This window comes from Rhizobium sp. NFR12 (genome assembly GCF_900108545.1).
Lineage (GTDB): Bacteria > Pseudomonadota > Alphaproteobacteria > Rhizobiales > Rhizobiaceae > Neorhizobium > Neorhizobium soli.
The window spans coordinates 651,370-676,467 of sequence record NZ_FNWM01000002.1; the positions used below are offsets into that span (position 1 = coordinate 651,370).

Genomic DNA, 25,098 nt, shown 5'->3' on the forward strand with positions numbered 1-25,098 from the left:
GGGTTTTCCTCAAATTTCATCGAGAAAGAGGTCGAGAACACTTTTCAGACGCTGGTGGCGTTCGTTTGCCGCCTGCCTGCCGGCCTGCGTCTTGAAGCCGTCGGCGAGCTTGAACAGCTTCGTTTCGAAATGATCAATTGCAAACGTCCTGTCGTCCAGCGGTCGATGCTTGGCGAGAGGATCGGCCGGATCGTAAAGCGCGGAACCCATCCGCCCGGCAATGTAGAAACAGCGTGCCGCACCGATCATGCCTATTGCATCGAGCCGGTCCGCATCCTGCAGGATCTTCGCCTCGATGGTCTGCGGCTCGAGGTTTGCCGAAAAACTGTGGGTGAGGATGGCGTGGGAAACCGCATCGATATCGGTCTCGCTCCAGCCCATCTCGCCCAAAATGCCCGCCGCCTTTTCCGCGGCAAGACGAGATGCCTGGTTGCGCAGCGGCGAGTTCTTTTCCACCGCAACGCAGTCATGCAGCAGCACCGCGGCTGCCAGCACCCGCCCGTCGCCGCCTTCGTGTTGATGAATGCGCATCGCATTCTTGAAGACGCGGGCGATGTGAGCCAGATCGTGGCTTCCATCGTCGCCAGCACTCGCATGCGGAATGAGGCTTCTGGCCAGATCCTGGTGGGGCGAAAAGGCTTCTGCGAGTGACGCGGTCATGCTGGTTTCTACGAGGGTTCGTGAGAATCGTCTGTATTAGATGTGTCGTTCTTGTTGACCAGAATCCGTTGATAGAAAAGCCCAATTCCGATCAGAACTGCCCCCAGCCCGATGAAGGACAGGGCCCGCATAATGCCTTCGAGATTGGCCATGTCGATCAGAAAAACCTTTGCCACGGACACCAGCACCAGCACTGCAGAAGCAAGCCGCAGGCTCTTGGCGTTCCATTTCGAGCCCGCTACCAGAAGGCCGATGCCGATCAGGAGCCAGACGACAGAATAGGCATAGGTTTCGGAAGCGAGAAAGCCCTTCCACTGGGCAATATTCTGGCCCTGGAAAAAGCGTCGAACCGAAAGCGTCGCCCAGAGAAAGCCGAGCAGGGCGCCCGAGACGGCGAGCATCGCCACATAGGGCGCTGGCCGCCGGCCGCGCGCCAAGTACGAGGTCAGTCCATAGGCGAGCGCCGGGAGAAGATAACCGAGCAGCAGAAGGTTGAGGACGGGCCAGGAGCCGGTGCTTTCGCCGGAGAAGAACGGATTGAGCGCAAACACATGCGCCGAGAGCACGTTCACCGTCGCGATCGCGCCAGCGATCATCGAGCCGTAGCGGAAGACGGGGCTCGGGCTCTTCAGGTCGAGCGTCATCAGAATGCCGGAGAAGCCGATCGTCAAGAGCGTGTAGATCGACTGCTCGCCAAGCGTCGGCGTACGGGCATCGAGCACGCCGCCATTCATCGCGTGGCGTATCAGCACGGCAAGTGTCAGCAGGGCTGCAAGCGATGCCAGTCCCTGCAAAACGTTGCGGACACGGACATCGGGTGATTTGCGTAGCATCCAGGCCGCAATGATCGCGAGCAGGGTCGGAATACCGTAGCCCGGCAGCAGCGCATTGAAGAACGGCGTCGTGCCGAGACTGTCCGGCCCGACCAGCGTCGGCTGCCAGGCGATGCGACCGAACACGATCGCGATTGCCGCCGCCATCATCCAGGGCAGGGCAGCCCATTTCCGCACTCGCATCGCCATCAGATAGGCAAAGCCGAGAACGGAAAGAAGGATCGTCGTGACGATGCCGTTGGTAAGCGCGTGTAGTGCCAGCGTGAAGCCCGCGAAGGAGCCGAGCACTGCGATATTCGCCGGCCAATCGATGCCGTCGCCATCGCTTTCGTCACGTCCGCGAAACAGCCACTCCGCCACCGCGAGCATCATAAGTCCGATGCCGATGCCATATAGGCCGTGCGTCCAGTCGCGGAAAAAATTGCCGAAGTTCAGAAACGAGATGAACCCGATCGTGACCGGCATTGCCCCCATCATAAAGGACCAGAGTACCGAAAACGTCAGTTCCTCATGCCGGAAGCGCCTGAGGAACCCGGCCCCGAGCAGCGTGAAGATGCCGCCGAGGAGCAGGAAGCCTGCAATCTCGTGGCCGAAAGCGGCAACGACAGGCGCGGTTGTGCCGGTCACCGGTTCGGGCATCACATAGGCGAGCAATGTCGACGCAACGGTCGCGATACCGGCAAGCGCGGCAAGCGCTGCAACCACGACCGTCCACACCCCGTAGCTGCGACTGCTGCCGACGGCGGCCAGCGCGCCGATCAGGGCGACGAAGACGAACAGCGGATGAAGAGAGCCCCCAGGCGTGGCGACCAGCATGGCGAGCGCCGAAATCGCGACCGTCACTGATAACGACAGGGTGATCCGCAGCGGTGGCCTCTTCAGCAGCGCCCGCCAGCCGCCGCTCCCTGTCGAGCCGCGCGTATAAACGCGGCCGGGCCAGATGAGGATCGTTCCGGCAATCATCATCAGCAGCACCAGCGAAGGCGGCATCGTGTCGATCGGCAGCGATTGTGATGTGTAGGCGAGAACCCAGAGGCCGATCCCGAAATTGGCGATCATTGGCACCACGGTCCAGCGGCGGATGCGCGAGGCGGCGTTCAACGCCAGCCAGCTCACGCCGAGAAACAGGAACAACGCGTTGACGTCTGGGTCGTCGGTCGTCACCAGAAGCGGCGTGATCAGCGAGCCAAGCAGGCCAAGCCCGGCCAGCGTCTGCCCGTGCAGCAGCGAGAGCGCGATTGTTGCAAACGAAATCAGGGCCATCAGCATGGAGGCGGTGCCGGAGCCGATGAAGTCGTAAAAGGCGTAGGCCGCGAAGGACGCGCCCAGCAGCGTGATGCTGCCGGCGGCCGTCAGCGCACCGGGGATCATCGCATTGGCAAAGAGCTCCGACATCTTGGGCATTGCCCGACGGCGCACCAGCTCGCTGGCGGCAATCAGCACGAGGCCGAACATCGCTGCCAGCGACAGACGGGCACCGGGGCCGAGCAGACCGGCTTCGATCGAATAGCGGACAAGGAAGATGCCGCCAAAGGCGAGTGCCACGCCACCCACCCAGACCGGCCAGCGAGCACCAAGATAGCTTTCCAGATTTTCACGGCGGAAGCGCGGAGCGGGCGCGGGGAGCGGAGGTGTTTCGGCTGCCTGATTGGACGTCCTCTCCTCGGGCGCCGTGATCTCTGCCAGAACTTCGGTCTTCGACGGTTCTGCCGAAGCCTTTGCAAAGCCCGTGTCGGCGGCCATCTCAGCCGCGGCTTCGGTGCGGATCTCGGCAAGCGCCGTCTCGGGCGACACGAGCGCCTCGGAAGTGACGGGAACGCCGGTCAGCAGGCGCGCCCGGACATCCGAAAGTTCTTTCTCCAGCGAAGCGACCCGGCCCGACAGCTTTCGCTGCGAGACGACGAGGGAGAGAATGAGAACGATCAGCAGAAGCTGGAGGATCATATGCTAGCGGGCTCGGTTGAGAAGGTCAGCGGACGTTATACCATTGGTCCGCAAAGAAAAGCCGATCTCCCCGTCGATACCGTTATGGGGTGTATGAAGCCGGACCGTCGTCCTGCGCATCGGCCGGCACCTCTTCCTCGACCACCTTGTCAAAGGCAAGCTTGACGGCCTTGGTCATGTCGCGGCTGACCGCCCACCACTGGGCGCTCTTGATCCAGTAGCGCAGTGTCAGCTTGGCGCTGCCGGCATCGAAATCCGCAAGATAGGTGGTCGGTGCCGGGTTGCTCTCCACCCGCGTTTCCGCCTTGGCGATCGACTTGAGCTTGGCTTCGGCCTCGTCGAGGCTCTGGTCGGCCGACAGCGTCACCGAGATCTCGTGCCGGCGCGTGTGCAGGCGCGAATAGTTGGTGATCGGCACGTTCCAAAGCGTCGAATTCGGCGCCAGGCGATAGACGCCTTCGGCGGTGCGAAGCTCGGTCGCGAACAGGCCGACATCGACGATCGTGCCGCTGACATTGCCCGTCTCGATCGATTCGCCGACGCGGAACGGGCGCAGAACCAGAAGCATGATGCCGGCTGCGATATTCTGCAGCGTGCCCTGCAGGGCAAGACCGACCGCAAGGCCGATCGCGCCCAGCGCCGCCAGGACCGATGCCGTCTGGACGCCGAACTGGCCGAGCACCATCACCACGACGATGATCAGCACCGCGTAACGGATGATGTTGGAGAAGAACTGCGCCAGCGTTGCGTCGATGCCGTTCACCCGCGACAGACCGTTATGCGCCCAGCGACTGAGCAGGCGGGCGGCGGCCCATCCGACGATCAGAAGAAGAATGGCGCCGATGACCGAGAATGAATACTGGATGCCGAGGGCTGTGAGCTGTGAGAGTGCCGTACGAGTTGCGACGACGAAAGCCGATGCCTGTTCCATTCGGGGCCTGATCCTTTGCTGCAAAGAGGAGGCTAATTGGCGCGTGTGACTGTCAGGTCAAGGCAAACGGAGCGACGTTTCTCACCCGCCGCAGGGGATCAGGACGCGCGGTTTTCGATTTCGGCCTGTGCCGTAACAGGCAGCACGAACGAGGCCCGACCATCCGTTTCAGCGCCGCGCCCGATCCGCTTGATCGCCTGCACAAGCCGTCCGTCACGCTGCAAAAGACGGTCGCCGATCTCAATCAGCCTTGTATTCGGCGTTGCATGCGGCGCGACCTTGCGCAGCCTTGTCGCCAGCTCGACCTCGTCCTGTTCAGGATAAAGTGCCAGCGACGCGATGACGGCCGCTGCCGGAGAGCGGGACACGCCCATCCAACAATGCACGACGAGCGGTGCGGACTGATCCCAGTCTTTGACGAAGGCGATCAGCTGCTCCACATGTGCCTCGCTCGGCGCAATCAGAGTGCCGGTGCCGGCAAAGCCGATATCGTTCATCTTGAGTTTCAGGTGGCGCGCGGCGGCAATCACGGCAGGCCGGTGGAAATCCTGCTTTTCGGCAATCAGGCTCACCATTTCACGGGCGCCGTGGCGGACCGAGAGTTCAGCGATCTTGTCGAGCGGACAGACGATAATCCGGCTCATGCCGTCACACCGCGATCGGCTTCAAGCGCATGAAAGCGCTCGAGAAAGCGCGCCTGAGCATCGAGCGCCGGCATCGGCTTCAGTTCCAGCATGTCTCGGGTTATGCCACGCGGCACGCCGAAGAATTTCTGGGCTTCGGCGACGGAAAACCCGGCAAGCTCGGTCGCTTCGAAAAACGCGGCAACGGTGTCGGCCTTCTTGATCATCACCTTCAGCTCCTTGGTCGGATGCGGCGGCAGACCGAAGCGGATATGGATCGCAGCCTCGAGCCGCAACTCGACCGCCTTGTAACCGCCGCCGACCACCGACTTGAAGGGCGAGATCATGTCGCCGATGACGTATTCGGGTGCGTCATGCAACAGCGCCATCGCCATCGCCTCCTTGGAGGCATCGGGATTGGTGCGAGAGAAGATCTGCTCAACGATCAGGCTGTGCTGCGCCACCGAAAACGCGTGGTCGCCTTTGGTCTGGCCGTTCCAGCGCGCAACGCGGGCAAGCCCGTGGGCGATATCGGCAATCTCGACATCGAGCGGCGAGGGGTCCAGCAGGTCGAGCCGGCGGCCGGAAAGCATCCGCTGCCAGGCGCGCATAGATTTCAATCCGCTCACGGCTCGGCCTCTTGCGTCGCTGTCGGGAACAACAGGTCGGTCCATTCCGGCAGCGAGAGAACGACGGTGACATCGCTCGCCGTCAGGGGAATACCATTGGCGATCGCATCGCCGACCCGGTCAATCCGCACGATTGCAAGCCCCTTGTTACCCAAGACGGATCCGAGCGTGCCGACCGGCTTGCCACCGGCCATGATGTCCGTGCCTGAGACGGGCAGGGCAGTCTCGCTTGTGACGAGCGCGACACGCCGCCGTGCCGTGCCACGGTGCTGCATGCGAGAGACGACTTCCTGCCCGACATAGCAACCCTTGCGGAACGACAGCCCGTCGGTCTTGTCGAGGAGAACGTCGTGCGGAAAGGCATCCTGCAGGGCATAGTCGAAGCCGGAGGCCGGAATGCCGGACGCGACCCGCAGCGTCTCGTACTCGGCTTCCGACGCGTCGATCGCAATGCCCTCGGGCTTTCCCGGATATCGCGACAAAGTCACGCCGGCTTTGGCAAACGCCGCATCCGCAGCACCAGTAACCGAACCGTCGCCCCAGGTTACCGTCACGCCATCGGCATCGTCGGCTGCAATCGTCACGGCCGCCCGCAGCTTGTACATGGTGAGCCGGCGCATCAGCGCGTCGCGCTGGGCCGATTCGGTTTCGATCAGGAAATCGTCGCCGTCACGGGAGATCATGAAATCGAACAGGATCTTGCCCTGTGGCGTCAAAAGCGCACCGGGGCGGGCCGTGCGTTCAGGCAGGGATTCGATATCTGTCGTGATCAGGCTGTGGAGAAACTCGCGTGCATCGCCACCGGAAACCCGGATCAGCTGGCGCGAGGAAAGATGGACGGCGGGCATGGCGGAAGGTCCGATTGTTGAGCCGGAAGGTCGAACCCGACAGGTAAGCCCTCCCGACCGCGCGAACAAGTGCAGTCGCGGTGCCGCAAGCGGATCGGCAGGAGTCAGTCGCCGCCGGTGAAGAACTTCCACTGGCCGTCGGGCGACAGGCCGATGCGGTAGAAATTATAGGCGTCGTTTTCTTCCATGCCGATCATATCACCAGCCGTGACGATCCGCAGCAGCTCGACGCGCTCGGGTGGGGTGAGGGCAGAGATCGACTTGCCGGCGAAATACGGCCAGACGTAAACCTCTTCCGGCTGCCCGGCCTCGAGCCTCACGGCGCTGGCGGAGAGAAGGTCCATGACGATCGCCAGAATTTCCTGGCCGTCTGGATCGCCGGAAAAGTTCTTCAGCGCGCCGACCGGATCGTCGCCCTGATAGTCCATCACCTGGGTCTGGTTCGGGCCGGGATTGGTCAGCGGCTTCAGCCGTTCGATATCGCCGGAGGCTGCGGCCTCGATCAAGGCGGCGCGCATTTTCTTTACAGGCTCAGGCAGCGTGGTCATGTCGCGGATGATGTCGGCCTGGATCGTGTCGGTCGCCGCAGCCGTTGGCTGGCCGGCGGCAGGTGCAGCGGGCGCTGCTACGGGGGCCTGAGCCGACCCGGTCGCCGGCACTTGCGGACCCTCGAAAGCCTGCATGACGCCGGACGATGGCTTGCTGCCGCCTGTTTCACCCTGCGCGGTGGTGCTCAGCGCCAGCGCGGAAGCCGGTGCCATAACCTGCAAGCCGCAAAAACATGTTGCGGCAAGCGCCAGACGCAGACCGTTGAAATTTGTCATGATATGCATTCCGGCCGCCTTCCGAAGGGGAATTCTCGGCTTTTCCTGTGCCTGATAAGGATGTGCGAGATTACTGAACGATCCGTTCCGGCGAAAACTCTCCGGCCAGCATGCGGTTCTTCAGCGAATCCAGCAGCGCTTCGGCGCCGGTTTCGCCCAGCAGGCGGATCGTCTCGCGAATGGCGCAGGCCATCGCGACATCAGCAATGATTTCAGCCTCGATGCCATCGGCACGGCCATCGGCCCAGGCTTCATTCTGATATTCCAACGCAGCCTGCATCTTCTCGTGGACGATCATGTCATCGATTTCGTTGCGGCCTGTCTGCATACTCTTGATCCTCGGTACCCGTATTAATTACTGACCCATTAAGAACTTTATCAGCCTTTTATCAAAACGACACGGCTTGAGGTCAAAAGAGGTAAATAAACCGCTAATTTCCGTAGCGACTGGCTATTTCGGCGGCAAGTGTTGCGCCTTCGGCACGGTAGAGTTCCTCAGCCATGCGTGCGGGTTCATTGCAGGATGTGTGAACCGCGGCAAACGAGCGGTAGCCGCGGTTGTAGGCGGCGGTCAAGCGTTCCCGCCGTTTAGGCTCGCTGGCGGTGTCAGAATCCAGCAATTTCTGCATGGATCCGCGCCAATCGTCACTGGTTGCACCGCAAAGCGACCGCAAATAAGTGACCGATCCCAGCACTTCCGCAAGCCGCATCATCTTCGAATCATACGGAGCCGGTTTTGATTCGGTTTCCGCCTGTGGCGCGGCCGTTGTCGCAGACGGCGCCTGCTTCGACGATGCTTTCTGCGACTGGGCGCCAGCCGGCGCGGCGGCACAACTCAGCGCGATCGCAGCAACGATCGCGAATCGGTGGGAAGACGTGAGGAAAGACATCAGGCGGTGCATACGAACTCCTAACCGCGTTTCAGTTCCGCCGCCAGCCTTTCGGCGCACTCCAGCACGCTCGCAGGCACGGGAAGATTGCGGATCTCCTCAACCGAATACCATCCCGGATCGGCCGCATCGTCGGCGGCAATCGCTTCTCCTTCGGGGTCCGCTTCGACACGGAACACCGAGAGCGAGAAATGGCGGTTGTCGTCCTTGTCCTTCTTAAGGTCGTAGGTGGCAAACAGGGTCGGATTGCGCACAGCGATGCCGGTCTCTTCGAAGAATTCCCGCACCGCCGTCTCCGATGGCGTCTCGCCGGGCTCGGCCCGACCCCCTGGAAAGGCAAACAGATTGGCCGAGGGCGGGTTCAATCGCCGGATCAGCAGAAATTTGCCGTCACGTTCGAGAATGGCCGACGACGCGGCTTGCGGGGAGGGCGTGGCTGTTGTCATGGACTGCTGAAGCTTTGAAGAGCGATAAGGTCAGGATAGTGTAGGCGGGAATAGCCGCCCATCAAGGACATATCATGTCGCGCGCAAAAACCCTCTCTCACGGCATGACACGGCCCGAACCATGCCGGTGAACCTCAACGGCTGGACAGCATGAAAACTTATCTCCTCTACTCGCTCGCCGCCCTGTTCGAGATCGCCGGCTGCTTTGCCTTCTGGGCCTGGTGGCGGCTGGAAAAGCCGGCTCTGTGGCTGGTGCCGGGTATGGTGTCGCTCGCGCTGTTTGCCTGGGTGCTGACCTTCGTGCCAAGCGACGCGGCCGGGCGGACCTACGCCGCCTATGGATCGATCTACATTCTGGCCTCCATCCTCTGGCTCGCTGGCGTCGAGAACCGGATGCCCGACCGCTGGGACTTGATCGGCACCACCGTGTGCCTCCTCGGCGGCGCGATCATCCTCTTCGGTCCCCGCAGCGCCTGATCCGCTTGACGTCTGCCTACCCCAGTGCCATCTAATCTCGCATGTGCGGACGCTACGCCCTGACGGCGACTTCTGAGGAAATTCTGGAGGTCATGCAGGCGCTGGGGGAGGAAGGTTTCCCGGCCCGCTACAATATTGCCCCGACGCAGCCGATCCTGATCGTCATGCAGAACGAGCATGTGAAGCCCGGCAGCAATCTTCCGCCGCGTCGCGCCGTACTTGCCCGGTGGGGCCTGATTCCGGGCTGGGTCAAAGATATCAAGGACTTTCCCCTGATGATCAACGCGCGCTCCGAGACGGCGGCCGAAAAGGCGTCGTTCCGGGCCGCCATGCGTCACCGCCGCGTTCTCATTCCGGCCTCCGGTTTCTACGAATGGCGCCGGCCCCCGAAGGAGACGGGACTGCCCTCACAGCCCTTCTGGATCCGCCCGAAGAATGGTGGCGTCATCGCCTTTGCGGGACTGATGGAAACCTACGCATCTGCCGATGGCTCGGAAGTCGATACCGCGGCGATCCTCACGACTGCTGCCAATCACGCCCTGCGGCCGATCCACGACCGCATGCCCGTCGTCATCGCGCCGGAGGATTTCGAGCGCTGGCTGGATTGCAAGAACGGTGAGCCACGCCACGTGGCGGATCTGATGCGGCCGGTACAGGACGATTTCTTCGAGGCGTTTCCGGTATCAGATCTGGTCAACAAGGTGTCCAACATGGGCAAGGATCTGCAGAAACCGGTCGCGGTGGCACAGCCGCAGGAGAAGCCGCCAAAGGCATCCGGCAGCAGCGGCCAGATGTCGCTGTTTTGATCCGTTCCGACCGCGTCACACCATCCAGCCATCGAATCACGTCCTGAACGGATTTCCCCATGAACCTGATATCCGCCGGTTTTTCCGGCTTTGCGCTGGGCGGCTCGCTGATCGTGGCGATCGGCGCTCAGAATGCGTTTATCCTGCGCCAAGGGCTGATCCGCAGCCATGTCTTCGTGCTGTGCCTAATCTGTGCGGCATCCGACGCCTTGCTGATTGCAGCTGGCGTCGGCGGGCTGGGAACGATCGTGTCGCAGTCGCCTCTGCTGATCTCGGTGGTGACGCTCGGCGGCGCGCTGTTCCTCGCCACCTATTCGGCCATGGCATTCCGGCGGGCGGTAAAGCCCGGTGCCATGGTCGCCGGCGCGCCTGAGGGCATGGCACTGAAGGCGGCGGTGATGACCTGTCTCGCCTTCACCTTTCTAAACCCGCATGTTTATCTGGATACGGTCGTGCTGCTCGGCAGCCTGTCTGCGGCCTATCAAGGCCCGGAAAGGGTAGCCTATGGCGCGGGCGCGGTGATCGCATCCTTCGCCTGGTTCTTCGGCCTCGGCTACGGCGCCCGCTACTTGGCGCCGCTATTTGCCAGACCCGCCGCGTGGCGGGTGCTGGATGGCCTGATCGGCGTTGTCATGGGGTTGCTCGCGCTCGGGCTTCTCATAAGCTTCCTGCGCGGCGCCTGAGACGGATCAGCGAGCCGGGCTGAGCGTTGGCTTGCGCTTCAGCATCATCGCTGCAGCAGCAACGGCTTTGAGGCCGAGCGGACGGTAGTGGCTGGAGAGGTCCGGCTTGGTCTCGATGTTGGTTTTGTTGGTTTCGCTGCTCACGTCTGTCTCCTCACGAATCTCTGTTCCGCTCAAGGGCGGGCCGGCGCATTTCGCCGCCAATCCGGGCGGAATCATGGCTGCGGCTTTACGATGCGATAGAGAAAGAATGGACGCGCCAACTTGCCGCAAGCTGGGGCTGCGACGCAACAATTCATGTGCGCCGCAGCATCAGTCGCAAGGGCAGGACGATCAGACGTGCGTGCGCTCGTCCTCGATGGTGATCGTGCCATAACGCTTTTTCCACGCACGGGCAGAAAACGGCAGAACACAGAGATAGGCAATCGCGGTGATTGCCAGGATTTCCCAGGTGTAGCTCATCAAGAGGCCGACATAGAGAACGGCCACAAGCATGATCGGCAGCATCAGGTCACGGCGGATGCGGCCCGACTTGCCGGACCAGACCGGCAGACGCGAGACCAACAAGAAGCCGATCAACAGCGTGTAGAGAACGCTGGCATACACGAAGAACTTCGTCTGTTCGACGCCGAGAAAACCGAGATAGACCGGCAGAAGCACCAGAAGCGCACCCATGGGCGCCGGAACGCCTACAAAGAACTCAGACTGCCAGGGCGCCTTGATGCCGCGGTCTTCCATCACGTTGAACCGGGCAAGCCGCAGGCCAGCCGCGATCGCATAGAGAAGTGCAGCTATCCAGCCAAAGGATTTCGCTCCGTCCAGCAGAAACGCATAGGAGACGAGGACGGGCGCAACGCCGAAATTGATGATGTCGGCGAGCGAATCCATCTGCACGCCGAATTTCGACGTTGCCTTCAGAAGCCGTGCGATCCGACCATCGATCCCGTCGAGGAAGGCTGCCAGCAGCACCATCGCGACAGCTAGCTCGAACCGTCCCTCGAAGGCAAGTCTGATCCCGGTAAGGCCGGCGCAGATCGCCAGCACCGTGATCAGGTTGGGGATCATCAGGCGGACCGGGATCTCGCGCAGGCGCGGACCACGGGCCTCGTCGGTCGTATGGTTCTGTTCCGGCGGCGAGACGGGCGTCTCCATCAGATGATCTCCTTGCGTTTAGTTAGGCACGACGGCCGATGGTCGGTCCCTTGGCGGAGCCGAATTCGGCCAATACGGTTTCGCCGCCGACCGCTCTCTGGCCAACCACGACGCGCGCCTGGCCACCGGCCGGAACGAAGACGTCGAGGCGCGAACCGAAGCGGATCAGGCCGAAGCGCTCACCGGCGCTGACCGGCTCGTTGGGCTTGACCCAGCAGACGATGCGGCGTGCCACGAGACCGGCGATCTGTACAACGCCGACCCGGCCGTGCGGGGTGTCGATGACAAGCCCGTTGCGCTCGTTGTCGCTGGACGCCTTGTCAAGTTCCGCGTTGACGAACTGCCCTTCGCGAAACTCGATGCGTGTCACCTGGCCTCGAACAGGCGCGCGGTTGATGTGGCAGTCGAACACGTTCATGAAGACCGAGATGCGCAGCATCGGCTCGATGCCGAGATCCAGTTCGGCCGGCGGCACGACCAGAGCAACATGGCTGACGCGGCCGTCGGCAGGGCTGATGACGAGATCGTCATCCTGCGGTACGACCCGTTCCGGATCGCGGAAGAAGTAGGCGCACCAGAGCGTCAGCACCAGGCCGATCCAGAACAGCGGCTCGGCGAAGTAGCCGAGGATCAGCGAGACGACGAAAAAGATGACGACGAAAACGTAGCCTTCCTTGTGGATCGGCACGAGCGTGTTGCGGATGGTGTCGAAAAGATTGATCAACCCTTGGTTCTCCTCAATGGTCTGTGCTGCCTGCCTATAGAAAAACCCTATTTGCGGCAATCCGGTTCCGTCGATGCGCCCGTGACGTCATACAACTTCCCGGTATAATTGACGGAATACACCGTTTGAAGCGCTCAGCGACCTCTGCTTGAACGCGGTTTATCCCTGACGCGTCAGTTTCCCAAAGGCCCATCCTCGTCTTCTGACACTCGCAGACGCGGTGCATTGCCGCAGAAATCTTCGCCTCAGCGAACCGCCTCAGGGTCTACCCAGCCCATCCAGGTCGAGAAGGCGAGCAGAGGCGAGCCGTAGAAGACCAGCACCAGCATATAGATGATGGCGATACCGCCGAGTACCAGCATCCGCTTGTTCGTATATCGTCTCATGCTGTTCTCCTGTTATTCTGCTGCCGTTACTCAGCAGCAGGTGCGCCGCGACGGACAATGCCGAGATCGTCGTTTTCGCGCACCTTCTTCAACTGCTCTTCCGCTTCCGTCGCCTCGCGCTGACGGTTCCACATCGAGGCGTAGAGGCCTTCCTGCTGCAGCAGCCCCGAATGGGTGCCGCGCTCGGCAATCTGGCCGTCGCGCAGAACGATGATCTCGTCGGCATTGATAACCGTCGAGAGGCGGTGGGCGATGACAAGCGTCGTCCGGTTCTTCGAAACGAGATCGAGTGCGGACTGGATCTCGTGCTCGGTCGTCGTATCGAGCGCCGAGGTCGCCTCGTCGAGAATGAGGATCGGCGGGCTCTTCAAAACCGTGCGGGCAATCGCCACGCGCTGCTTTTCGCCGCCCGAGAGTTTCAACCCGCGTTCGCCGACCTTTGTCTCGTAGCCATCCGGCAGAGCCTTGATGAACCGGTCGATCTGGGCAATCTCGGCCGCCGCCTGGACTTCGGTATCCGAGGCACCCGGCCGGCCGTAGCGGATGTTGTAGACGACCGTGTCGTTGAACAGCACCGTATCCTGCGGCACCATCCCGATGGCCGAGCGCAGCGACTTCTGCGTCACGTTGCGCACATCCTGGCCGTCGATGGTGATCGATCCGCCCTGGATATCGTAGAAGCGGTAGAGCAGGCGCGAAATGGTGGATTTACCAGCACCCGAAGGGCCGACGATCGCCACCGTCTTCCCGGCCGGCACGTCGAAGGAGATGCCTTTAAGGATCGGTCGTGCCGGATCATAGGAGAACTGCACGTCGCGAAAGGCGATGGCGCCTTTTTGAGGTCCCTGTCCGATGACAAGATCCTTCGCGTCCGGCCGGTCCACGACTTCTGCTTCGACTTCAAGAAGGTCGAACATCTGCTCGATATCGGTCAGCCCCTGGCGGATTTCGCGGTAGACGAAGCCGATGAAATTAAGCGGAACCGCGAGCTGCATCAGCAGCGCGTTGACGAACACGAAATCGCCAATCGTCTGGTCGCCGCGCTGCACTGCAAGCGCCGACATGATCATGATCACGGCCTGTCCCAGCCCGAAGATCACGCCCTGGCCGAAGTTCAGCCATCCGAGCGAGGTCCAGACGTCGGTCGCCGCCTTTTCATAGCGCTCCATGGAGGAATCGAAGCGCTTTGCTTCCATGTCCTCGTTGCCGAAATATTTCACGGTCTCGAAGTTCAGAAGCGAATCGATGGCTTTTGTGTTCGCCTCGGTATCGTTGTCGTTCATCGTCCGGCGGATGGAGATGCGCCAGTCGCTGGCCTTGATCGTGAACCAGATATAGGCGGCAACCGTAACAGCCGTGACGGCGAGGTAGGCGAACCCGTAGGCGGCCCAGAATATGATCGCCGTCAGCAGGAATTCGATCACCGTCGGCACCGAATTGAGGATGGTGAAACGAACGATCGTTTCGATGCCCTTCGTGCCGCGTTCGATGATGCGCGACAGGCCGCCGGTCTTGCGTTCCAGGTGGAAGCGCAGCGAAAGCTGATGCATGTGCACGAAGGTCTTGTAGGCAAGCTGGCGCACCGCGTGCTGGCCGACCGAGGCAAACAGCGCGTCACGCAGCTGGTTCAGACCCACCTGCAGGATGCGGGTAAAGTTGTAGGCGACGACCAGCACGACGGCGCCCAGCAGAAAGACCGGCAGGATGCCCGCCATGTCGAGCTTGCCGTTTAGCGCATCCGTCGCCCACTTGAAGAAATAGGGGACAGAGATCAGCACCAGCTTTGCCAGGAGCAGAAACACCGTCGCCCAGATGACGCGCGCTTTCAGATCCGCGCGTCCCACCGGCCACATATAGGGCCACAGGTTGACGAGTGTGCTGAAGGGATTGCCGCTATCCGCAGATACGGTCTTCTTTTTTGCTGCCATGGATTTTACCTGAATCTGAGGGCGAAGAAACGCCTTCCCGGCAAATAGGCTGCGCAGGGCCATGTTGCAAATGAAACTCGCATGAAACCTCATCTGGCCTCATCGGTCGAAAGTAGGTATGACTACGGAGTGTATAAGTCCGAATTGCGAGGCGGAGGAGGTCTGGCTATTCGAGGGAAGCTCGCATTGGGAGGAATATCATGCGCTTCAAGACGATTGCCGTTGCGACTGCCCTGAGCACTCTTCTGTGGGGAGCCTCGGCCGGCGCGGCTTTCACTGCCTATACGGTGGTCAAGCATGTACCGCATCTGAATATACTGGAAACGGTCACAGCACTTGTCGAGCGCAACAGTCTTTCACTGCACGTTGCCGCCCATTCACTGGCAGTCACGCCGTCGCAACTGATGATCGGCGATCGGTCGTAAGTCTGTTTTCCTGCAGAGTGTTGCACCGATAGCCGCCGCCGCGACGTGAGGCTCAACCTCCCGCATTCCCGTGAAGAGCACAGGAATGTGGAGATTGGGGAGCCCGAAGCATTGGCCCTGCGGCTTTAAGTCGTTTTTCAGATGCCTTGGAGCCGCGTCATCATTTGCGATGCTGGATCCGTTCGCGGTGCAGCTCTTCCGAATCCGGCCGGAACTCCTCCGGCACGCCGAAGATCTGGCCGGGCTGGATGATGTCGGGGTTGCGGATCTGATCCTCGTTGGCGAGGTAGATCGTCGTGTAGCGCACGCCCTGGCCATACATCCGGCGCGAAATCTGCCACAGCGTATCGCCACGTCGGATGATCACCGAGTTGCGTTCGCTTTGCGTCAGTGGCGCCTGCTGGAACGTCTTTGTGCCGTCGACGCCTGTGGCGGGAGCAGCCGGCGTGCCGGCCATTTCCTGTTCGTTGCCACCATCCATCTGCCGTGCCATGGCGGGCCCGACGGCGCGGGCGATCATGGCACCGAGGTCCTTGAGGGCTGCGCCAACGGCGGCAACGTCGTTTGGAACCTTGTCGAGTGCGGCAAGTGCTGACGCTGCATCCTTGGCGGCATTGTCGGCAACGGAGCGGGCGGAAACGGAAGCGTCGGCCGGCAGGCGGTATTCGGTCAAAGACTTGAGCGTAATCGATGTGGACGAACGTGCCGCCGCCATCTGTTCGCCGCTCGGCACCTTGCCGTCGGCGTAGAGGTTCTGCAGCAGGTTGAAGGCGCGTACCACTTCGTTGCGAAGCTTCTCGAAGGCGCCGCCATCGATCGTCGACATCGGGCTTGAAACTGCGGGGGCTGCGACTGCCGCCACCTGTTCGCCGGCCGGACGGTTGAACGGAACCTCGACCATGACGGAGCGCTGGCCGGCCCCGTTCAGTGCCTCGACGCTGATCCGGTGATCACCGACCGAAAGCTGCGTGTTGCCCTCGATGACGAAATGGCCGTTGCCGCCTGCGCGCGACTGGCCGACGGGCTCGCCGTCGACAAGACCGCGCACCGTGACACCCGAGCGGGCGATGCCGGCGATAAAGATTTTCGAGCCTTCAAGCTCGACGGCGGTGATCTGCAAATCCGGTGTTCCAGCCGGAGCAGGCGTCGCGTCGGGCGCCGCGGTCGAGGACGGAGCAGAGACGTTTGGCGCGCTGGATGCGATCTGCGACGATGCCTGCGGCAAGGCCGGAGTGACGGCTGGCGTCTGAGACTGACCCGCAGCCGTCTGGCCTGCAGTGGACGGCGCAGCGTCAGGGGCAGGGGGTGTCGGTGATGTCGCGGCATTCGGTGCGGCAGGCGCAGACGCGTTCGGCGTCGCGATGACCCGGCTCGCTTTGCCCGGCGTCGTCACCATGGCAAGCAGCTTGCCGGTCTTCGGATCGCTGGGTACGGAGACCGTCGCGGTCTCGTCCGAGACGACCGTCTTGCCGTCCTTGCCGGTGGCTTTGAGAACCAGCTGGTGATCGCCCGGCGGCAAAGGTTTGTCGAGAACGGCTGCAAAATCGCCGCTCGGGCCGACGTCGATCTTGGCGACGACCGAGTTGCCACTGGAGATTTCGAGTGTCGAATTGGGCAGCGCGCGGCCGGCAATCACGGCCGAACCGTCGGGCTCGACGCGCAGCACGTCAAAGGCGGGCTTGGCTGGCGTCTGGGCAGCGTTCGGCTGGGTGGTGACCGGGCTTGTCGCACTCGGTGGAGCTGTGACTGCGGGTGCGGCCGGAGTGGAGGGCGCTGCCGGAGCGGAAGGGCTTGCCGGGGGAGATACGGGAGCGGCCGGTGTTGCCGCGGGCACGGATGCCTGCTCCTGCGGCTTCGGCGCGTCCGGAGAATTCGGTGCGTCTGTCGGCTTCACCGCCTGCTTCGTGCTCTCGACCGCGTCCTTTACCGCATCGCCGGCAGCGTTGATCGCATCGCCGAGCGGTTTGGCATCATGATTGATCCGCGGCAGCACGAAAAAGACCATCAGCAGCGATGCGATGGCGAGTACGACCAGAGCGAGCCAACCGGCGCGGTTTTTCATGAGCAAAGCCTTTTCCCGATGGACCCTCCATCGTCTTTCCGGATTATCCGTTTCCTCTAGTCATAACAAGCTTTTCCAGTGTTTCAGCCTTGCTCTGCGCAGTATTTCCAGCCAAATCTCGTGGTTGGTGCGTCGCGTGCCAACCCTTTGAAGTGCCTGATGGAGAAAACTGTGCCAATACGATCCATATGCGTTTACTGCGGCTCGCAGCCGGGGCGCGATCCCGCCTATATCCAGGCCGGCCGCGCGCTCGGAAAATCCATTGCAGCCCATGATCTCAGGCTGGTCTATGGCGGCGGCACCAAGGGCATCATGGGTGCGGTTGCCGCAGGCGTTCTGGCACACGGCGGCAAGGTCACCGGCATCATTCCGGATTTTCTTGTCGATATGGAGGCAACCCGCCATTCGCTCGGCCAGCTCGACGAACTGATCGTCACCAAGGACATGCATGAGCGCAAGCACAAGATGTTCGAACGCTCCGACGCCTTTGTCACCCTTCCGGGCGGCATCGGCACGCTGGAGGAGATCGTCGAGATCATGACCTGGGGCCAGCTCGGCCGTCATGAGAAGCCGATGGTGTTTGCCAATATCGGCGGTTTCTGGGATCCGATGCTGTCGCTCGTCACCCATATGCGCGAGGAAGGCTTCATCCACCGGGCGCATCTGGTGCAGCCGCTTGTCATCGCTGAAGTCGATGACATCGTGCCGGCCATTCTCGACCGCGACGAACAGCAGGCCGCGTCAAAGGGCGAAGCCGCCGTCATCTCAAAACTCTAGGGTTTAAGGCTCCCGCCGAGGGTAGGGAACAGGAGCACCGCATGCCAGACTGGAATATCCTGTTCGCCTTCCTCGTGACGACGTCCATCTTCGCCTTCATTCCGGGACCCGCTATGCTTTACGTAGCGGCCCGCACGATTGCTGCCGGCCGCAAGGCGGGCATGATGGCGGTGCTCGGCGTCCATCTCGGATCCTACGCGCATATCGTTGCGGCAGCTGCCGGGCTCTCGGTTCTCTTCCATGCCGTCCCGGTGGTTTATGCGCTGGTGAAGCTTGCGGGCGCGATCTACCTGATCTGGCTCGGCATTTCCCTGTTTCGCGCGAAGGCTGCGGGTTCAGGCGATCTGCAGGCGGAGACACCGAGATCTGCCCGAAAGGCATTTGCCGAAAGCATCGTCGTCGAGGTTCTCAACCCGAAGACGGCGATCTTCTTCCTCGCCTTCCTGCCGCAGTTCATCGACAGCGCGGCCAGCTTTCCGGTCTGGGTTCAATTCGTGGTTCTGGGACTGGCCGTCAGCATCATCTTTACCATCGCCGACATTTTCGCCGTCGCCCTTGCCGGGTTGGTGATGACACGGCTCAACCGATCGACGACCGCGCAAAAGCTTGCCCAGCGAGCGGGCGGCACCATCCTGGTCGGTCTCGGCGCGCATCTCGCGCTGCAGAGCAGCTAAGCCTCAGTCGACGATGAAGAGCTTGGCACCCAGTGTCGTCGAGGACCGGTGCGGTTCGGCGCTGTCGGCCACCTGATAGCTCATGCCGGGTTTCAGCACAAAGACGCGTCCGTCGGCAAGTTCGGTCGTCATCTCGCCTTCGAGGCACAGCAGGATATGGCCTTTCTCGCACCAGTGGTCGGCGAGATAGCCCGACGAATGCTCCACCATCCGCACCCGAATTGGTCCGAAATGGCGGGTGCGCCAGGTCGAGTGTCCGGTGTCACCCTTGTGGACGGTCGGCTCGATCTGCGACCAGTCCGTCGTGCCGAAGGGGATATCTGACATCTGCATGAACGAAATCTCCTGATGGGCGGTCAGCGGCTGCGAAGGTCCCGCAGCATCGCCAGCGTATAGACGGCAAGTGCCGACCAGATGAACACGAAGGCGGTGAGCTTGATGCCGCTCAACGGCTCCTTGAAGATAAACACAGCGGTCAGAAAGATCATTGTCGGTGCGATATACTGCATGATGCCGATGGTCGACAGCTTCAGCAGCTTGGTGGCATTGGCATAGATCATCAGCGGCACGGCTGTCGCTATACCGGCAAAGGCAAGCAGGGCCGCATCATAGCCGACACCGTTCAGGAAATGGCCCTGGCCCGTCGCTTCCAGCCAGATGAGGTAGGGCAGCATCGGAATGCTGATCAGCAGCACTTCGAGGAAAAACCCCTGGTTCGGACCGATCGGCAGCGTCTTGCGGAAGAGGGCATAAAAACCCCAGGTAAATGTCAGCGCCAGCGACACCCACGGCAGTCCGCCCGAACCCCAGGTGAGGATTGCGACACCGACCACGGCAAGCCCGATCGCCGCCTTCTGCATCGGCAAAAGCTTTTCCTTCAGCACCAGCGCTGCCATGAGGATACTGAACAGCGGATTGATGAAATAGCCGAGCGCGGCATCGATCGCATGACCGTTCGAGACCGCCCAGACATAGATACCCCAGTTGGCGGTGATGAAGGCGGCGGTGACGCAGGCCATGCCGAGCATGCGCGGCGTCCGGATCGCTGTCTTCACATCCCCGGTGCGTCCGAGAATGATCAGCACGAGGCCGGCGATCGGCACCGACCAGATGGCGCGGTGCGCCAGCACCTCCAGCGCCGGAAGATGCGCGACCGCTTTCAGGTAGAAGGGAAGGACGCCCCACAGGAGATAGGCGGTGATGCCGAAGGCAAAGCCGCGCGGCGTGTCCTCGTTCTTCGCTCCCGCGGGTTGTGCGGCGACGGGAACGGTATCGGTGGCCATCAGGGCGTTTCCGGCAATTTGTTATCGTTGGCTGGCGGGATACACCAAGGCGTGGCCCCCGGCCAATTCATTTCTGTGAAGCATGGATCAGCGGCGCGACCGCTCCGACCGACCCGCTCACCGGATGCCGCAACTCACTTCGGCCTCAGCGTGATCACGGTCAGTTCCGAGGGTACGCCGAGCCTCAGCGCAAAACCGATCCACAGGGCCGTACCGTTATTGACATAGAGCGACATCTGATCGACGTCGTAGAGACCGGACACGAAGCCGTTGTTGAAGCGGGCGATAAGGCGATCGAACCCCCAGATCATGCCGCCATGGGTATGGCCGGACAGCTGCAGATCGGCCCCGGCATCCGCCGAAAGCTTCGCATCGCGTGGCTGGTGGTTGAGGAGGATGACCGGAACATCAGCTGGCGCACCTGATAGCGCCTTGCCGACGTCAGGGCCTTCCAGGCCGAACCGGGTGGCGTTGAGATCGTTGACGCCGGCCAGCACCATCTGCGCACCGCCGCGCGACAGCACCACGTGGCCGTTGGAAATGGTGCGAAGGCCAAGCGTCTCGTATTGCCGCATCCAGTCGTCATGGCCGAAGTAATATTCGTGATTGCCCGGAATGGTGAAGACGCCGTCCGGAGCGCGCAGTTTGGCAAGCGGGGCAACATCCAGATTGCGGGCCTGCAGATCGCCATCGATCAGGTCGCCGGTGATGACGATGAGGTCGGCATTCTGGGCATTGGCCTTGGCTACCGTCTCTTCGACCCAGGGCGCCTGAAACAGGCGGCTGATGTGAAGATCCGTCAGCTGGATCAACCGGTAGCCATCAAACTGCGCTGGCAGGTTGGGGATGCGGATCTCCACTTCCTTGACCGGCGGCACCCGGATCGCCTGGTTGACGGCAAAAGCTGCAAGCGACATGGCAGCTGCGCCGATCCCGTAGCGCAGCCCGACCGGTATCCGGATCCGGCGACGGCGAAGTGCTGCCGTGGCGAGGGAGACCAGATCGAGCACAAGCTGAAATATGCTAAGCAGCAGGATCGTGCCCGCCATCCAGTTGACGACGATCATCGTCATCCGCGGCACTTCAGGCGAAAACATCGTGCCGAACACGATCCGGCTGATCAGACTGTGCTGGAACACCACCATCAGCACGACCGCGATCATTCCCTTTACCCAGCGGGGCCAAGGCAGCGGCAGAAGGAAGCGGAGGACGACGTAGAGGCACAGAAGGGCTTTGGCGAGATGAAACACGTCGATGAGGCTCGGCTTCAGGAGGATGCGATAAGGCAGGGAGCCCTAACTGTGCCGGCCGGCGGTTAATCTCAACCGGCATAACGGGATGTTGATCGGGAGGGGTGAGGCATTGGCGGGAGCCGAATGCGGGGCGAGACGCCCCGCAAGCTTCGCATTTATGCCTTCCCCGCAAACCGATCCGTCGCCCGGATCAGTTGATCCGTAATCCCCGGTTCCGATACGGCATGTCCAGCGCCTTCGATGATGTGGAAATCTGCGTCGGTCCAGACTTTCGACAACTGGTAGGCGTATTTGAGCGGGCAGGGCATGTCGTAACGGCCATGCACGATGATGCCCGGAATGCCCTTGAGTTTTGTCGCATCACGCAGCAGCTGGCCTTCCTCAAGCCAGCCGGCATTCATGAAGAAGTGGTTTTCAATGCGGGCAAATGCGATGGCGTAATGCTCCTCGCCGAATCCGGCGGTCAGTGCCGCATCGGGAAGAAGGGTGATCGTCGATCCCTCCCAGATGCTCCAGGCCTTGGCTGCCTCAAGCTGCGCCGCCGTGTCGGTGCCGGTCAGGCGGCGGTGATAGGCGGCCATCATCTCGTGGCGCTCGTCCTCGGGGATCGGCGCGAGAAACGCCTCGTATTTTTCGGGAAACATTTCCGAGACGCCGAACTGGTAGTACCAGTCGAGCTCGGCTTTGGTGAGCGTGTAGATGCCGCGCAGCAGCAGCTCGCTCACCCGCTCGGGATGGGTTTCAGCATAGGCGAGGCCGAGCGTCGAACCCCAGGATCCACCAAACACCTGCCACTTGTCGACGCCGACCATCTCGCGCAGCCGCTCGATATCTGCGACCAGATGCCAGGTCGTATTGGCCTCAAGGCTTGCATGCGGCGTCGACTTGCCGCAGCCGCGCTGGTCGAACAGAAGGATGTCGTAGAGTTCAGGATCAAACAGTCGCGACTGGATCGGCGTGATGCCACCGCCCGGGCCGCCATGCAGGAAGACGATGGGTTTTGCCCCCTTCGTGCCATGCCGTTCGAAATAGATCGAGTGACCGTCGCCGACATCGAGCGTACCGGTCTCAAAGGCAGTCGTTGCCGGGTAGAGCGTGCGCAGCACTTCCGTCATAGATGCAGCCCTTTCGCCGGCCAGTTTTCCGTATCGTCATCGGGGTGCTGGAAGGAGATGATCTGCTCCTGCTTCGAATAGTAGTCTGTATCGCCATGAACGGGAGCGTCGAAGATCGTCTCCACCCAGGGCAGCCGGAAAGCGTGGTTGACCTGCACCTGCGGCATCAGGTCGTCGCGCTCGTCGAAGGCACCGATCGCGATATCGAGGCTGGTCGGCGTACGATAGGTCAGCGGCGTGCCGCATTCCGCGCAAAAGCCGCGGTCGATATTGATCGACGACTGGAAATACTTCGGCTCGCCGCGGGTCCACTCGACCCCACTCTCAGCACCGTCCTGCGGCGCTGCCACAAGCGGCCCGAAGAAACCGCCGAACGCCTTCTGGCACATCCGGCAATGGCAGATGGAGGCACGACCGAGCTGTCCGTTGATCCTGAAACGCACGGCGCCGCACTGGCACCCGCCGGTTCTCGGCTGACCGGCTTTTTCCGTTTCACTCATGCGTCGTCCTCCTTCGTCATTCCGCGATCGGCGGGAACTGGTTGCCACGTCTGTGTATCGTGATCCGGGTGCTGGTTGGAAACGATATCGGAAAGGAACGGCGCCTCGTCGATATCATCCATTGTATCGTGCCCGGGCAGGGTGTGCAGATGATCCACGAAGGGTATCTTGCCTTCGGTGCCGTACTGGACCGACGGCGGTAGCGCCGACGGATCGTCGAAAGCACCGGCCGAAACCGCGATACCGTCCGCCGCCTCATAGGTCAGCGGCGTGCCGCAATTGTCGCAGAAGCCGCGCCGCACATGGTTCGAAGAGTGAAAATATTTCGGCTGTCCGCGCGTCCACGAAAAGCCGGTGCCGCGGGTGGAGACGAGGGGCGCATAATAGGCACCGAACGCCTTCTGGCACATGCGGCAGTGGCAGATCGAGACATGGTCCGGCTTGCCTTCGAGGCGAAACCGCACGGCCCCGCACTGGCAGCCGCCGGTATGAGTGTCAGCTGTCATGCATTGCCCCTTAGGAAAGTCTGCCCGCCGCTATTGCCCACAGGATTTGGTTGGCGCTCTGCACTCATGTCATCCTCCCCTCATCGTCAGGGTGGTCCCGTGCGCAAAGCATAGGACCACCGCACCAAGGCGGCAAGCGTTAGCGCTTTACCTCCCAGGTGGTCACCCGTTCGCCGGTCTCGGCGTTCTTGCCATCCTTCAGCTGGATGCCCTTGGCTGACAATTCGTCACGGATGCGGTCGGCTTCGGCGAAGTTCTTCGCTTTGAGCATTTCGAGCCGCAGCGCGACGAGCGCATCCACCGCTTCGGCAAGCGCTCCGTCGACTTCCGTCTTTTCCGGCGCGACGCCGAGAAGGGCGGCACTGGCGGCAAACAGCGGCAGCAGCGTGCTGTCGGCATTGGCTTCCTGCGCCAGTGCATGGATGCGCTGTATCGCGGCAACCGTATTGAGGTCGTCGGCCAGCGCCTCGAAAACAATCGGGCAGGGCTCCGTGCCCTCAGGGATCTCCGCGAGGTCGACGGCCGGCCATTTGGCGAGGAGCCGCTCGGCCTCCTCGATGCGCTTGATCGAAAAGTCGATCGGCTCCCGGTAATGCGTCATGAGCATGGCGAGACGCAGCACCTGGCCCGGCCATTTGCGGCCGCCGAAAGTATCGGTATCCAGCAACTGGTTGATGGTGATGAAATTGCCGTCGGACTTCGACATCTTGCGGCCTTCGACCTGCACGAAGCCGTTATGCATCCAGACATTCGCCATCACGTCGGTGCCATGGGCGCAGCGCGACTGGGCAATCTCGTTTTCATGGTGCGGGAAGATCAGGTCCAGCCCGCCGCCATGGATGTCGAAGACTTCGCCGAGATAGCGGCCGCTCATCGCCGAGCATTCGATATGCCAGCCGGGGCGACCGCGTCCCCAGGGGCTGTCCCAGCCGGGTTCGTTGTGGGAGGAAAGCTTCCACAGCACGAAATCGCCCGGGTTCTTCTTGTGCGCATCAACAGCGACACGCGCACCCGCCTGCTGCTCGTCCAGCGGACGCTTGGAAAGCTGGCCGTAATCGGCCATCGACTTGGTGTCGAACAGCACTTCGCCCTCGGCGACATAGGCGTTGCCGTTGCCGATCAGCTTTTCGATGATGGCGATCATCTGCGCGATATTGTCCGTGGCGCGCGGCTCGATGCTGGGCTCAAGGCAGCCAAGGGCCGCGACGTCTTCGTGGAACTGCTTTGCCGTCTTTTCGGTCACCGCATGGATCGCATCGTTGAGCGCAAGATGCGGAAAATCGCGCAGCGCCCGGGCGTTGATCTTGTCATCCACGTCGGTAATGTTGCGCGCATAGGTCACGTGGGCGTCGCCATACACGTGCCGCAGCAGCCGGAACAGCACATCGAACACGATCACCGGCCGGGCGTTACCGATATGGGCGAAATCGTAGACCGTCGGGCCGCAGACATACATGCGGACGTTGTCGGCATCGATGGGCTCGAACGCCGTCTTCGCGCGGATCAAGGTATTGTATAGCTTGAGCGTGACGCTCATCGAAAAATCTCCCAACATCCTGACGTCGCATGCATCTATGGCGAGCGGACCAGAGCGTTTGTCTTCAAAGCTTTTCGAGAGACGAAAACGGCCAGGCCAGCGCTTTACGCTGAGCGAATAATGATCCCGCAGATGGAAATCGCCGTGTTCATCCATCGTTTATGGCGCGAGGCCACTGTTTG

The 25,098-nt window shown here is 61.7% G+C and carries 29 protein-coding genes; 6 read left to right on the plus strand and 23 right to left on the minus strand.

The features are described from left to right. Nucleotides 1–9 precede the first annotated feature (9 nt). From BLW69_RS10450 to BLW69_RS10495, 10 genes are all read right to left on the minus strand, one after another. Nucleotides 10–660 (minus strand): HD domain-containing protein, encoded by a 651-nt coding sequence (locus BLW69_RS10450; RefSeq protein WP_092661820.1) that lies wholly within the window; start codon nucleotides 658–660, stop codon nucleotides 10–12. An 8-nt stretch (nucleotides 661–668) separates the two neighbouring features. Beyond that, entirely contained in the window at nucleotides 669–3,437 is a 2,769-nt protein-coding gene (locus BLW69_RS10455; RefSeq protein WP_092661822.1) for a DUF2339 domain-containing protein, read from the minus strand. A gap of 82 nt (nucleotides 3,438–3,519) precedes the next feature. Next, nucleotides 3,520–4,368, minus strand: a complete 849-nt coding sequence (locus tag BLW69_RS10460; protein WP_062453379.1) for a mechanosensitive ion channel family protein — start codon at nucleotides 4,366–4,368, stop codon at nucleotides 3,520–3,522. A 98-nt stretch (nucleotides 4,369–4,466) separates the two neighbouring features. Next, the gene (locus tag BLW69_RS10465) at nucleotides 4,467–5,012 is read right to left on the minus strand and encodes a tyrosine phosphatase family protein (protein WP_062579805.1); all 546 of its coding nucleotides are present in this window, start codon (nucleotides 5,010–5,012) and stop codon (nucleotides 4,467–4,469) included. Further along, nucleotides 5,009–5,620, minus strand: a complete 612-nt coding sequence (locus BLW69_RS10470; protein ID WP_092661824.1) for a YfbR-like 5'-deoxynucleotidase — start codon at nucleotides 5,618–5,620, stop codon at nucleotides 5,009–5,011. Before BLW69_RS10470 ends, BLW69_RS10465 begins: the two co-directional genes overlap by 4 nt. Next, nucleotides 5,617–6,468, minus strand: coding sequence for a CAF17-like 4Fe-4S cluster assembly/insertion protein YgfZ (locus BLW69_RS10475; protein ID WP_092661826.1), 852 nt, complete (start codon nucleotides 6,466–6,468; stop codon nucleotides 5,617–5,619). Before BLW69_RS10475 ends, BLW69_RS10470 begins: the two co-directional genes overlap by 4 nt. Nucleotides 6,469–6,572: 104 nt before the next feature. Next, complete coding sequence (locus BLW69_RS10480; RefSeq protein ID WP_139283844.1) at nucleotides 6,573–7,292, minus strand: hypothetical protein; 720 nt, start codon at nucleotides 7,290–7,292, stop codon at nucleotides 6,573–6,575. 70 nt (nucleotides 7,293–7,362) lie between these two features. Beyond that, nucleotides 7,363–7,620 (minus strand): hypothetical protein, encoded by a 258-nt coding sequence (locus tag BLW69_RS10485; RefSeq protein WP_062453374.1) that lies wholly within the window; start codon nucleotides 7,618–7,620, stop codon nucleotides 7,363–7,365. Nucleotides 7,621–7,723: 103 nt separating this feature from the next. After that, the gene (locus BLW69_RS10490; RefSeq protein WP_244508803.1) at nucleotides 7,724–8,194 is read right to left on the minus strand and encodes a TIGR02301 family protein; all 471 of its coding nucleotides are present in this window, start codon (nucleotides 8,192–8,194) and stop codon (nucleotides 7,724–7,726) included. A gap of 8 nt (nucleotides 8,195–8,202) precedes the next feature. Beyond that, nucleotides 8,203–8,628 carry an NUDIX hydrolase gene (locus BLW69_RS10495; RefSeq protein WP_062579812.1) on the minus strand — a complete coding sequence of 142 codons (426 nt, stop codon included), beginning with the start codon at nucleotides 8,626–8,628 and terminating at the stop codon, nucleotides 8,203–8,205. Between the two features lie 150 nt (nucleotides 8,629–8,778). On the opposite strand from BLW69_RS10495, the gene BLW69_RS10500 reads away from it, so the two are divergent. From BLW69_RS10500 to BLW69_RS10510, 3 genes are read left to right on the plus strand one after another with little or no spacing between them, the layout of a single operon-like run. Continuing rightward, nucleotides 8,779–9,105, plus strand: a complete 327-nt coding sequence (locus BLW69_RS10500) for a YnfA family protein (protein ID WP_062579814.1) — start codon at nucleotides 8,779–8,781, stop codon at nucleotides 9,103–9,105. 41 nt (nucleotides 9,106–9,146) lie between these two features. Then, complete coding sequence (locus BLW69_RS10505) at nucleotides 9,147–9,911, plus strand: SOS response-associated peptidase (RefSeq protein WP_062579816.1); 765 nt, start codon at nucleotides 9,147–9,149, stop codon at nucleotides 9,909–9,911. 59 nt (nucleotides 9,912–9,970) lie between these two features. Then, complete coding sequence (locus BLW69_RS10510) at nucleotides 9,971–10,594, plus strand: LysE/ArgO family amino acid transporter (protein ID WP_092661828.1); 624 nt, start codon at nucleotides 9,971–9,973, stop codon at nucleotides 10,592–10,594. A 6-nt stretch (nucleotides 10,595–10,600) separates the two neighbouring features. On the opposite strand, the gene BLW69_RS22755 is transcribed toward BLW69_RS10510, so the two are convergent. From BLW69_RS22755 to BLW69_RS10525, 5 genes are all read right to left on the minus strand, one after another. Further along, nucleotides 10,601–10,738 carry a hypothetical protein gene (locus BLW69_RS22755; protein WP_165699869.1) on the minus strand — a complete coding sequence of 46 codons (138 nt, stop codon included), beginning with the start codon at nucleotides 10,736–10,738 and terminating at the stop codon, nucleotides 10,601–10,603. A gap of 189 nt (nucleotides 10,739–10,927) precedes the next feature. Beyond that, complete coding sequence (locus BLW69_RS10515) at nucleotides 10,928–11,746, minus strand: CDP-alcohol phosphatidyltransferase family protein (RefSeq protein ID WP_062453369.1); 819 nt, start codon at nucleotides 11,744–11,746, stop codon at nucleotides 10,928–10,930. Between the two features lie 22 nt (nucleotides 11,747–11,768). Further along, the gene (locus BLW69_RS10520) at nucleotides 11,769–12,470 is read right to left on the minus strand and encodes a phosphatidylserine decarboxylase (protein WP_280141286.1); all 702 of its coding nucleotides are present in this window, start codon (nucleotides 12,468–12,470) and stop codon (nucleotides 11,769–11,771) included. A gap of 245 nt (nucleotides 12,471–12,715) precedes the next feature. Further along, a complete protein-coding gene (locus BLW69_RS22760; RefSeq protein WP_162759521.1) occupies nucleotides 12,716–12,856 on the minus strand; it encodes a hypothetical protein in 141 nt (46 codons plus the stop codon). Nucleotides 12,857–12,882: 26 nt separating this feature from the next. Then, a complete protein-coding gene (locus BLW69_RS10525; RefSeq protein WP_092661830.1) occupies nucleotides 12,883–14,784 on the minus strand; it encodes an ABCB family ABC transporter ATP-binding protein/permease in 1,902 nt (633 codons plus the stop codon). A 200-nt stretch (nucleotides 14,785–14,984) separates the two neighbouring features. Here BLW69_RS10525 and BLW69_RS10530 point away from each other — a divergent pair, with 200 nt between their 5' ends. After that, the gene (locus BLW69_RS10530) at nucleotides 14,985–15,209 is read left to right on the plus strand and encodes a hypothetical protein (RefSeq protein ID WP_062453367.1); all 225 of its coding nucleotides are present in this window, start codon (nucleotides 14,985–14,987) and stop codon (nucleotides 15,207–15,209) included. A gap of 160 nt (nucleotides 15,210–15,369) precedes the next feature. On the opposite strand, the gene BLW69_RS10535 is transcribed toward BLW69_RS10530, so the two are convergent. Beyond that, nucleotides 15,370–17,271 (minus strand): LysM peptidoglycan-binding domain-containing protein, encoded by a 1,902-nt coding sequence (locus BLW69_RS10535; RefSeq protein ID WP_092661832.1) that lies wholly within the window; start codon nucleotides 17,269–17,271, stop codon nucleotides 15,370–15,372. 156 nt (nucleotides 17,272–17,427) lie between these two features. Between BLW69_RS10535 and BLW69_RS10540 the strand changes: the two genes are divergently transcribed. Both BLW69_RS10540 and BLW69_RS10545 read left to right on the plus strand, forming a co-directional pair. Beyond that, entirely contained in the window at nucleotides 17,428–18,048 is a 621-nt protein-coding gene (locus BLW69_RS10540) for an LOG family protein (protein ID WP_162759526.1), read from the plus strand. Between the two features lie 41 nt (nucleotides 18,049–18,089). Then, nucleotides 18,090–18,722 (plus strand): LysE family translocator, encoded by a 633-nt coding sequence (locus BLW69_RS10545; RefSeq protein WP_092661836.1) that lies wholly within the window; start codon nucleotides 18,090–18,092, stop codon nucleotides 18,720–18,722. A gap of 3 nt (nucleotides 18,723–18,725) precedes the next feature. On the opposite strand, the gene BLW69_RS10550 is transcribed toward BLW69_RS10545, so the two are convergent. From BLW69_RS10550 to cysS, 7 genes are all read right to left on the minus strand, one after another. Continuing rightward, the gene (locus BLW69_RS10550; RefSeq protein WP_092661838.1) at nucleotides 18,726–19,055 is read right to left on the minus strand and encodes a DHCW motif cupin fold protein; all 330 of its coding nucleotides are present in this window, start codon (nucleotides 19,053–19,055) and stop codon (nucleotides 18,726–18,728) included. Between the two features lie 23 nt (nucleotides 19,056–19,078). After that, nucleotides 19,079–20,005, minus strand: coding sequence for an EamA family transporter RarD (rarD, locus tag BLW69_RS10555; protein ID WP_062453363.1), 927 nt, complete (start codon nucleotides 20,003–20,005; stop codon nucleotides 19,079–19,081). 134 nt (nucleotides 20,006–20,139) lie between these two features. Then, on the minus strand, nucleotides 20,140–21,255 hold the full coding sequence (locus BLW69_RS10560) for a metallophosphoesterase (protein ID WP_092661840.1): 1,116 nt from the start codon (nucleotides 21,253–21,255) through the stop codon (nucleotides 20,140–20,142). Nucleotides 21,256–21,413: 158 nt separating this feature from the next. Then, complete coding sequence (gene pip / locus BLW69_RS10565) at nucleotides 21,414–22,373, minus strand: prolyl aminopeptidase (RefSeq protein WP_092661842.1); 960 nt, start codon at nucleotides 22,371–22,373, stop codon at nucleotides 21,414–21,416. After that, nucleotides 22,370–22,873: a GFA family protein gene (locus tag BLW69_RS10570; RefSeq protein WP_092661844.1), complete on the minus strand. Its 504-nt coding sequence runs from the start codon at nucleotides 22,871–22,873 to the stop codon at nucleotides 22,370–22,372. Before BLW69_RS10570 ends, pip begins: the two co-directional genes overlap by 4 nt. Beyond that, complete coding sequence (locus BLW69_RS10575) at nucleotides 22,870–23,379, minus strand: GFA family protein (protein ID WP_092661846.1); 510 nt, start codon at nucleotides 23,377–23,379, stop codon at nucleotides 22,870–22,872. Before BLW69_RS10575 ends, BLW69_RS10570 begins: the two co-directional genes overlap by 4 nt. Before the next feature lie 139 nt (nucleotides 23,380–23,518). Next, a complete protein-coding gene (cysS, locus tag BLW69_RS10580) occupies nucleotides 23,519–24,916 on the minus strand; it encodes a cysteine--tRNA ligase (RefSeq protein ID WP_092662518.1) in 1,398 nt (465 codons plus the stop codon). Nucleotides 24,917–25,098: the final 182 nt, after the last annotated feature.

Excerpts from the sequence above, each read along its gene's own strand:
- BLW69_RS10500 (WP_062579814.1), top strand. The coding sequence starts at position 8,779 with ATGAAAACTTATCTCCTCTACTCGCTCGCCGCCCTGTTCGAGATCGCC.
- BLW69_RS22760 (WP_162759521.1), bottom strand. The coding sequence starts at position 12,856 with ATGAGACGATATACGAACAAGCGGATGCTGGTACTCGGCGGTATCGCC.
- BLW69_RS10495 (WP_062579812.1), bottom strand. The coding sequence starts at position 8,628 with ATGACAACAGCCACGCCCTCCCCGCAAGCCGCGTCGTCGGCCATTCTC.
- BLW69_RS10550 (WP_092661838.1), bottom strand. The coding sequence starts at position 19,055 with ATGCAGATGTCAGATATCCCCTTCGGCACGACGGACTGGTCGCAGATC.
- BLW69_RS10510 (WP_092661828.1), top strand. The coding sequence starts at position 9,971 with ATGAACCTGATATCCGCCGGTTTTTCCGGCTTTGCGCTGGGCGGCTCG.
- BLW69_RS10530 (WP_062453367.1), top strand. The coding sequence starts at position 14,985 with ATGCGCTTCAAGACGATTGCCGTTGCGACTGCCCTGAGCACTCTTCTG.
- BLW69_RS10450 (WP_092661820.1), bottom strand. The coding sequence starts at position 660 with ATGACCGCGTCACTCGCAGAAGCCTTTTCGCCCCACCAGGATCTGGCC.
- BLW69_RS10535 (WP_092661832.1), bottom strand. The coding sequence starts at position 17,271 with ATGAAAAACCGCGCCGGTTGGCTCGCTCTGGTCGTACTCGCCATCGCA.
- BLW69_RS10460 (WP_062453379.1), bottom strand. The coding sequence starts at position 4,368 with ATGGAACAGGCATCGGCTTTCGTCGTCGCAACTCGTACGGCACTCTCA.
- BLW69_RS10485 (WP_062453374.1), bottom strand. The coding sequence starts at position 7,620 with ATGCAGACAGGCCGCAACGAAATCGATGACATGATCGTCCACGAGAAG.
- BLW69_RS10525 (WP_092661830.1), bottom strand. The coding sequence starts at position 14,784 with ATGGCAGCAAAAAAGAAGACCGTATCTGCGGATAGCGGCAATCCCTTC.
- BLW69_RS10480 (WP_139283844.1), bottom strand. The coding sequence starts at position 7,292 with ATGACAAATTTCAACGGTCTGCGTCTGGCGCTTGCCGCAACATGTTTT.
- BLW69_RS10490 (WP_244508803.1), bottom strand. The coding sequence starts at position 8,194 with ATGCACCGCCTGATGTCTTTCCTCACGTCTTCCCACCGATTCGCGATC.
- BLW69_RS10465 (WP_062579805.1), bottom strand. The coding sequence starts at position 5,012 with ATGAGCCGGATTATCGTCTGTCCGCTCGACAAGATCGCTGAACTCTCG.
- rarD (WP_062453363.1), bottom strand. The coding sequence starts at position 20,005 with ATGGCCACCGATACCGTTCCCGTCGCCGCACAACCCGCGGGAGCGAAG.
- BLW69_RS10545 (WP_092661836.1), top strand. The coding sequence starts at position 18,090 with ATGCCAGACTGGAATATCCTGTTCGCCTTCCTCGTGACGACGTCCATC.
- cysS (WP_092662518.1), bottom strand. The coding sequence starts at position 24,916 with ATGAGCGTCACGCTCAAGCTATACAATACCTTGATCCGCGCGAAGACG.
- BLW69_RS10505 (WP_062579816.1), top strand. The coding sequence starts at position 9,147 with ATGTGCGGACGCTACGCCCTGACGGCGACTTCTGAGGAAATTCTGGAG.
- BLW69_RS10475 (WP_092661826.1), bottom strand. The coding sequence starts at position 6,468 with ATGCCCGCCGTCCATCTTTCCTCGCGCCAGCTGATCCGGGTTTCCGGT.
- BLW69_RS10515 (WP_062453369.1), bottom strand. The coding sequence starts at position 11,746 with ATGGAGACGCCCGTCTCGCCGCCGGAACAGAACCATACGACCGACGAG.
- BLW69_RS10575 (WP_092661846.1), bottom strand. The coding sequence starts at position 23,379 with ATGACAGCTGACACTCATACCGGCGGCTGCCAGTGCGGGGCCGTGCGG.
- BLW69_RS10570 (WP_092661844.1), bottom strand. The coding sequence starts at position 22,873 with ATGAGTGAAACGGAAAAAGCCGGTCAGCCGAGAACCGGCGGGTGCCAG.
- pip (WP_092661842.1), bottom strand. The coding sequence starts at position 22,373 with ATGACGGAAGTGCTGCGCACGCTCTACCCGGCAACGACTGCCTTTGAG.
- BLW69_RS10455 (WP_092661822.1), bottom strand. The coding sequence starts at position 3,437 with ATGATCCTCCAGCTTCTGCTGATCGTTCTCATTCTCTCCCTCGTCGTC.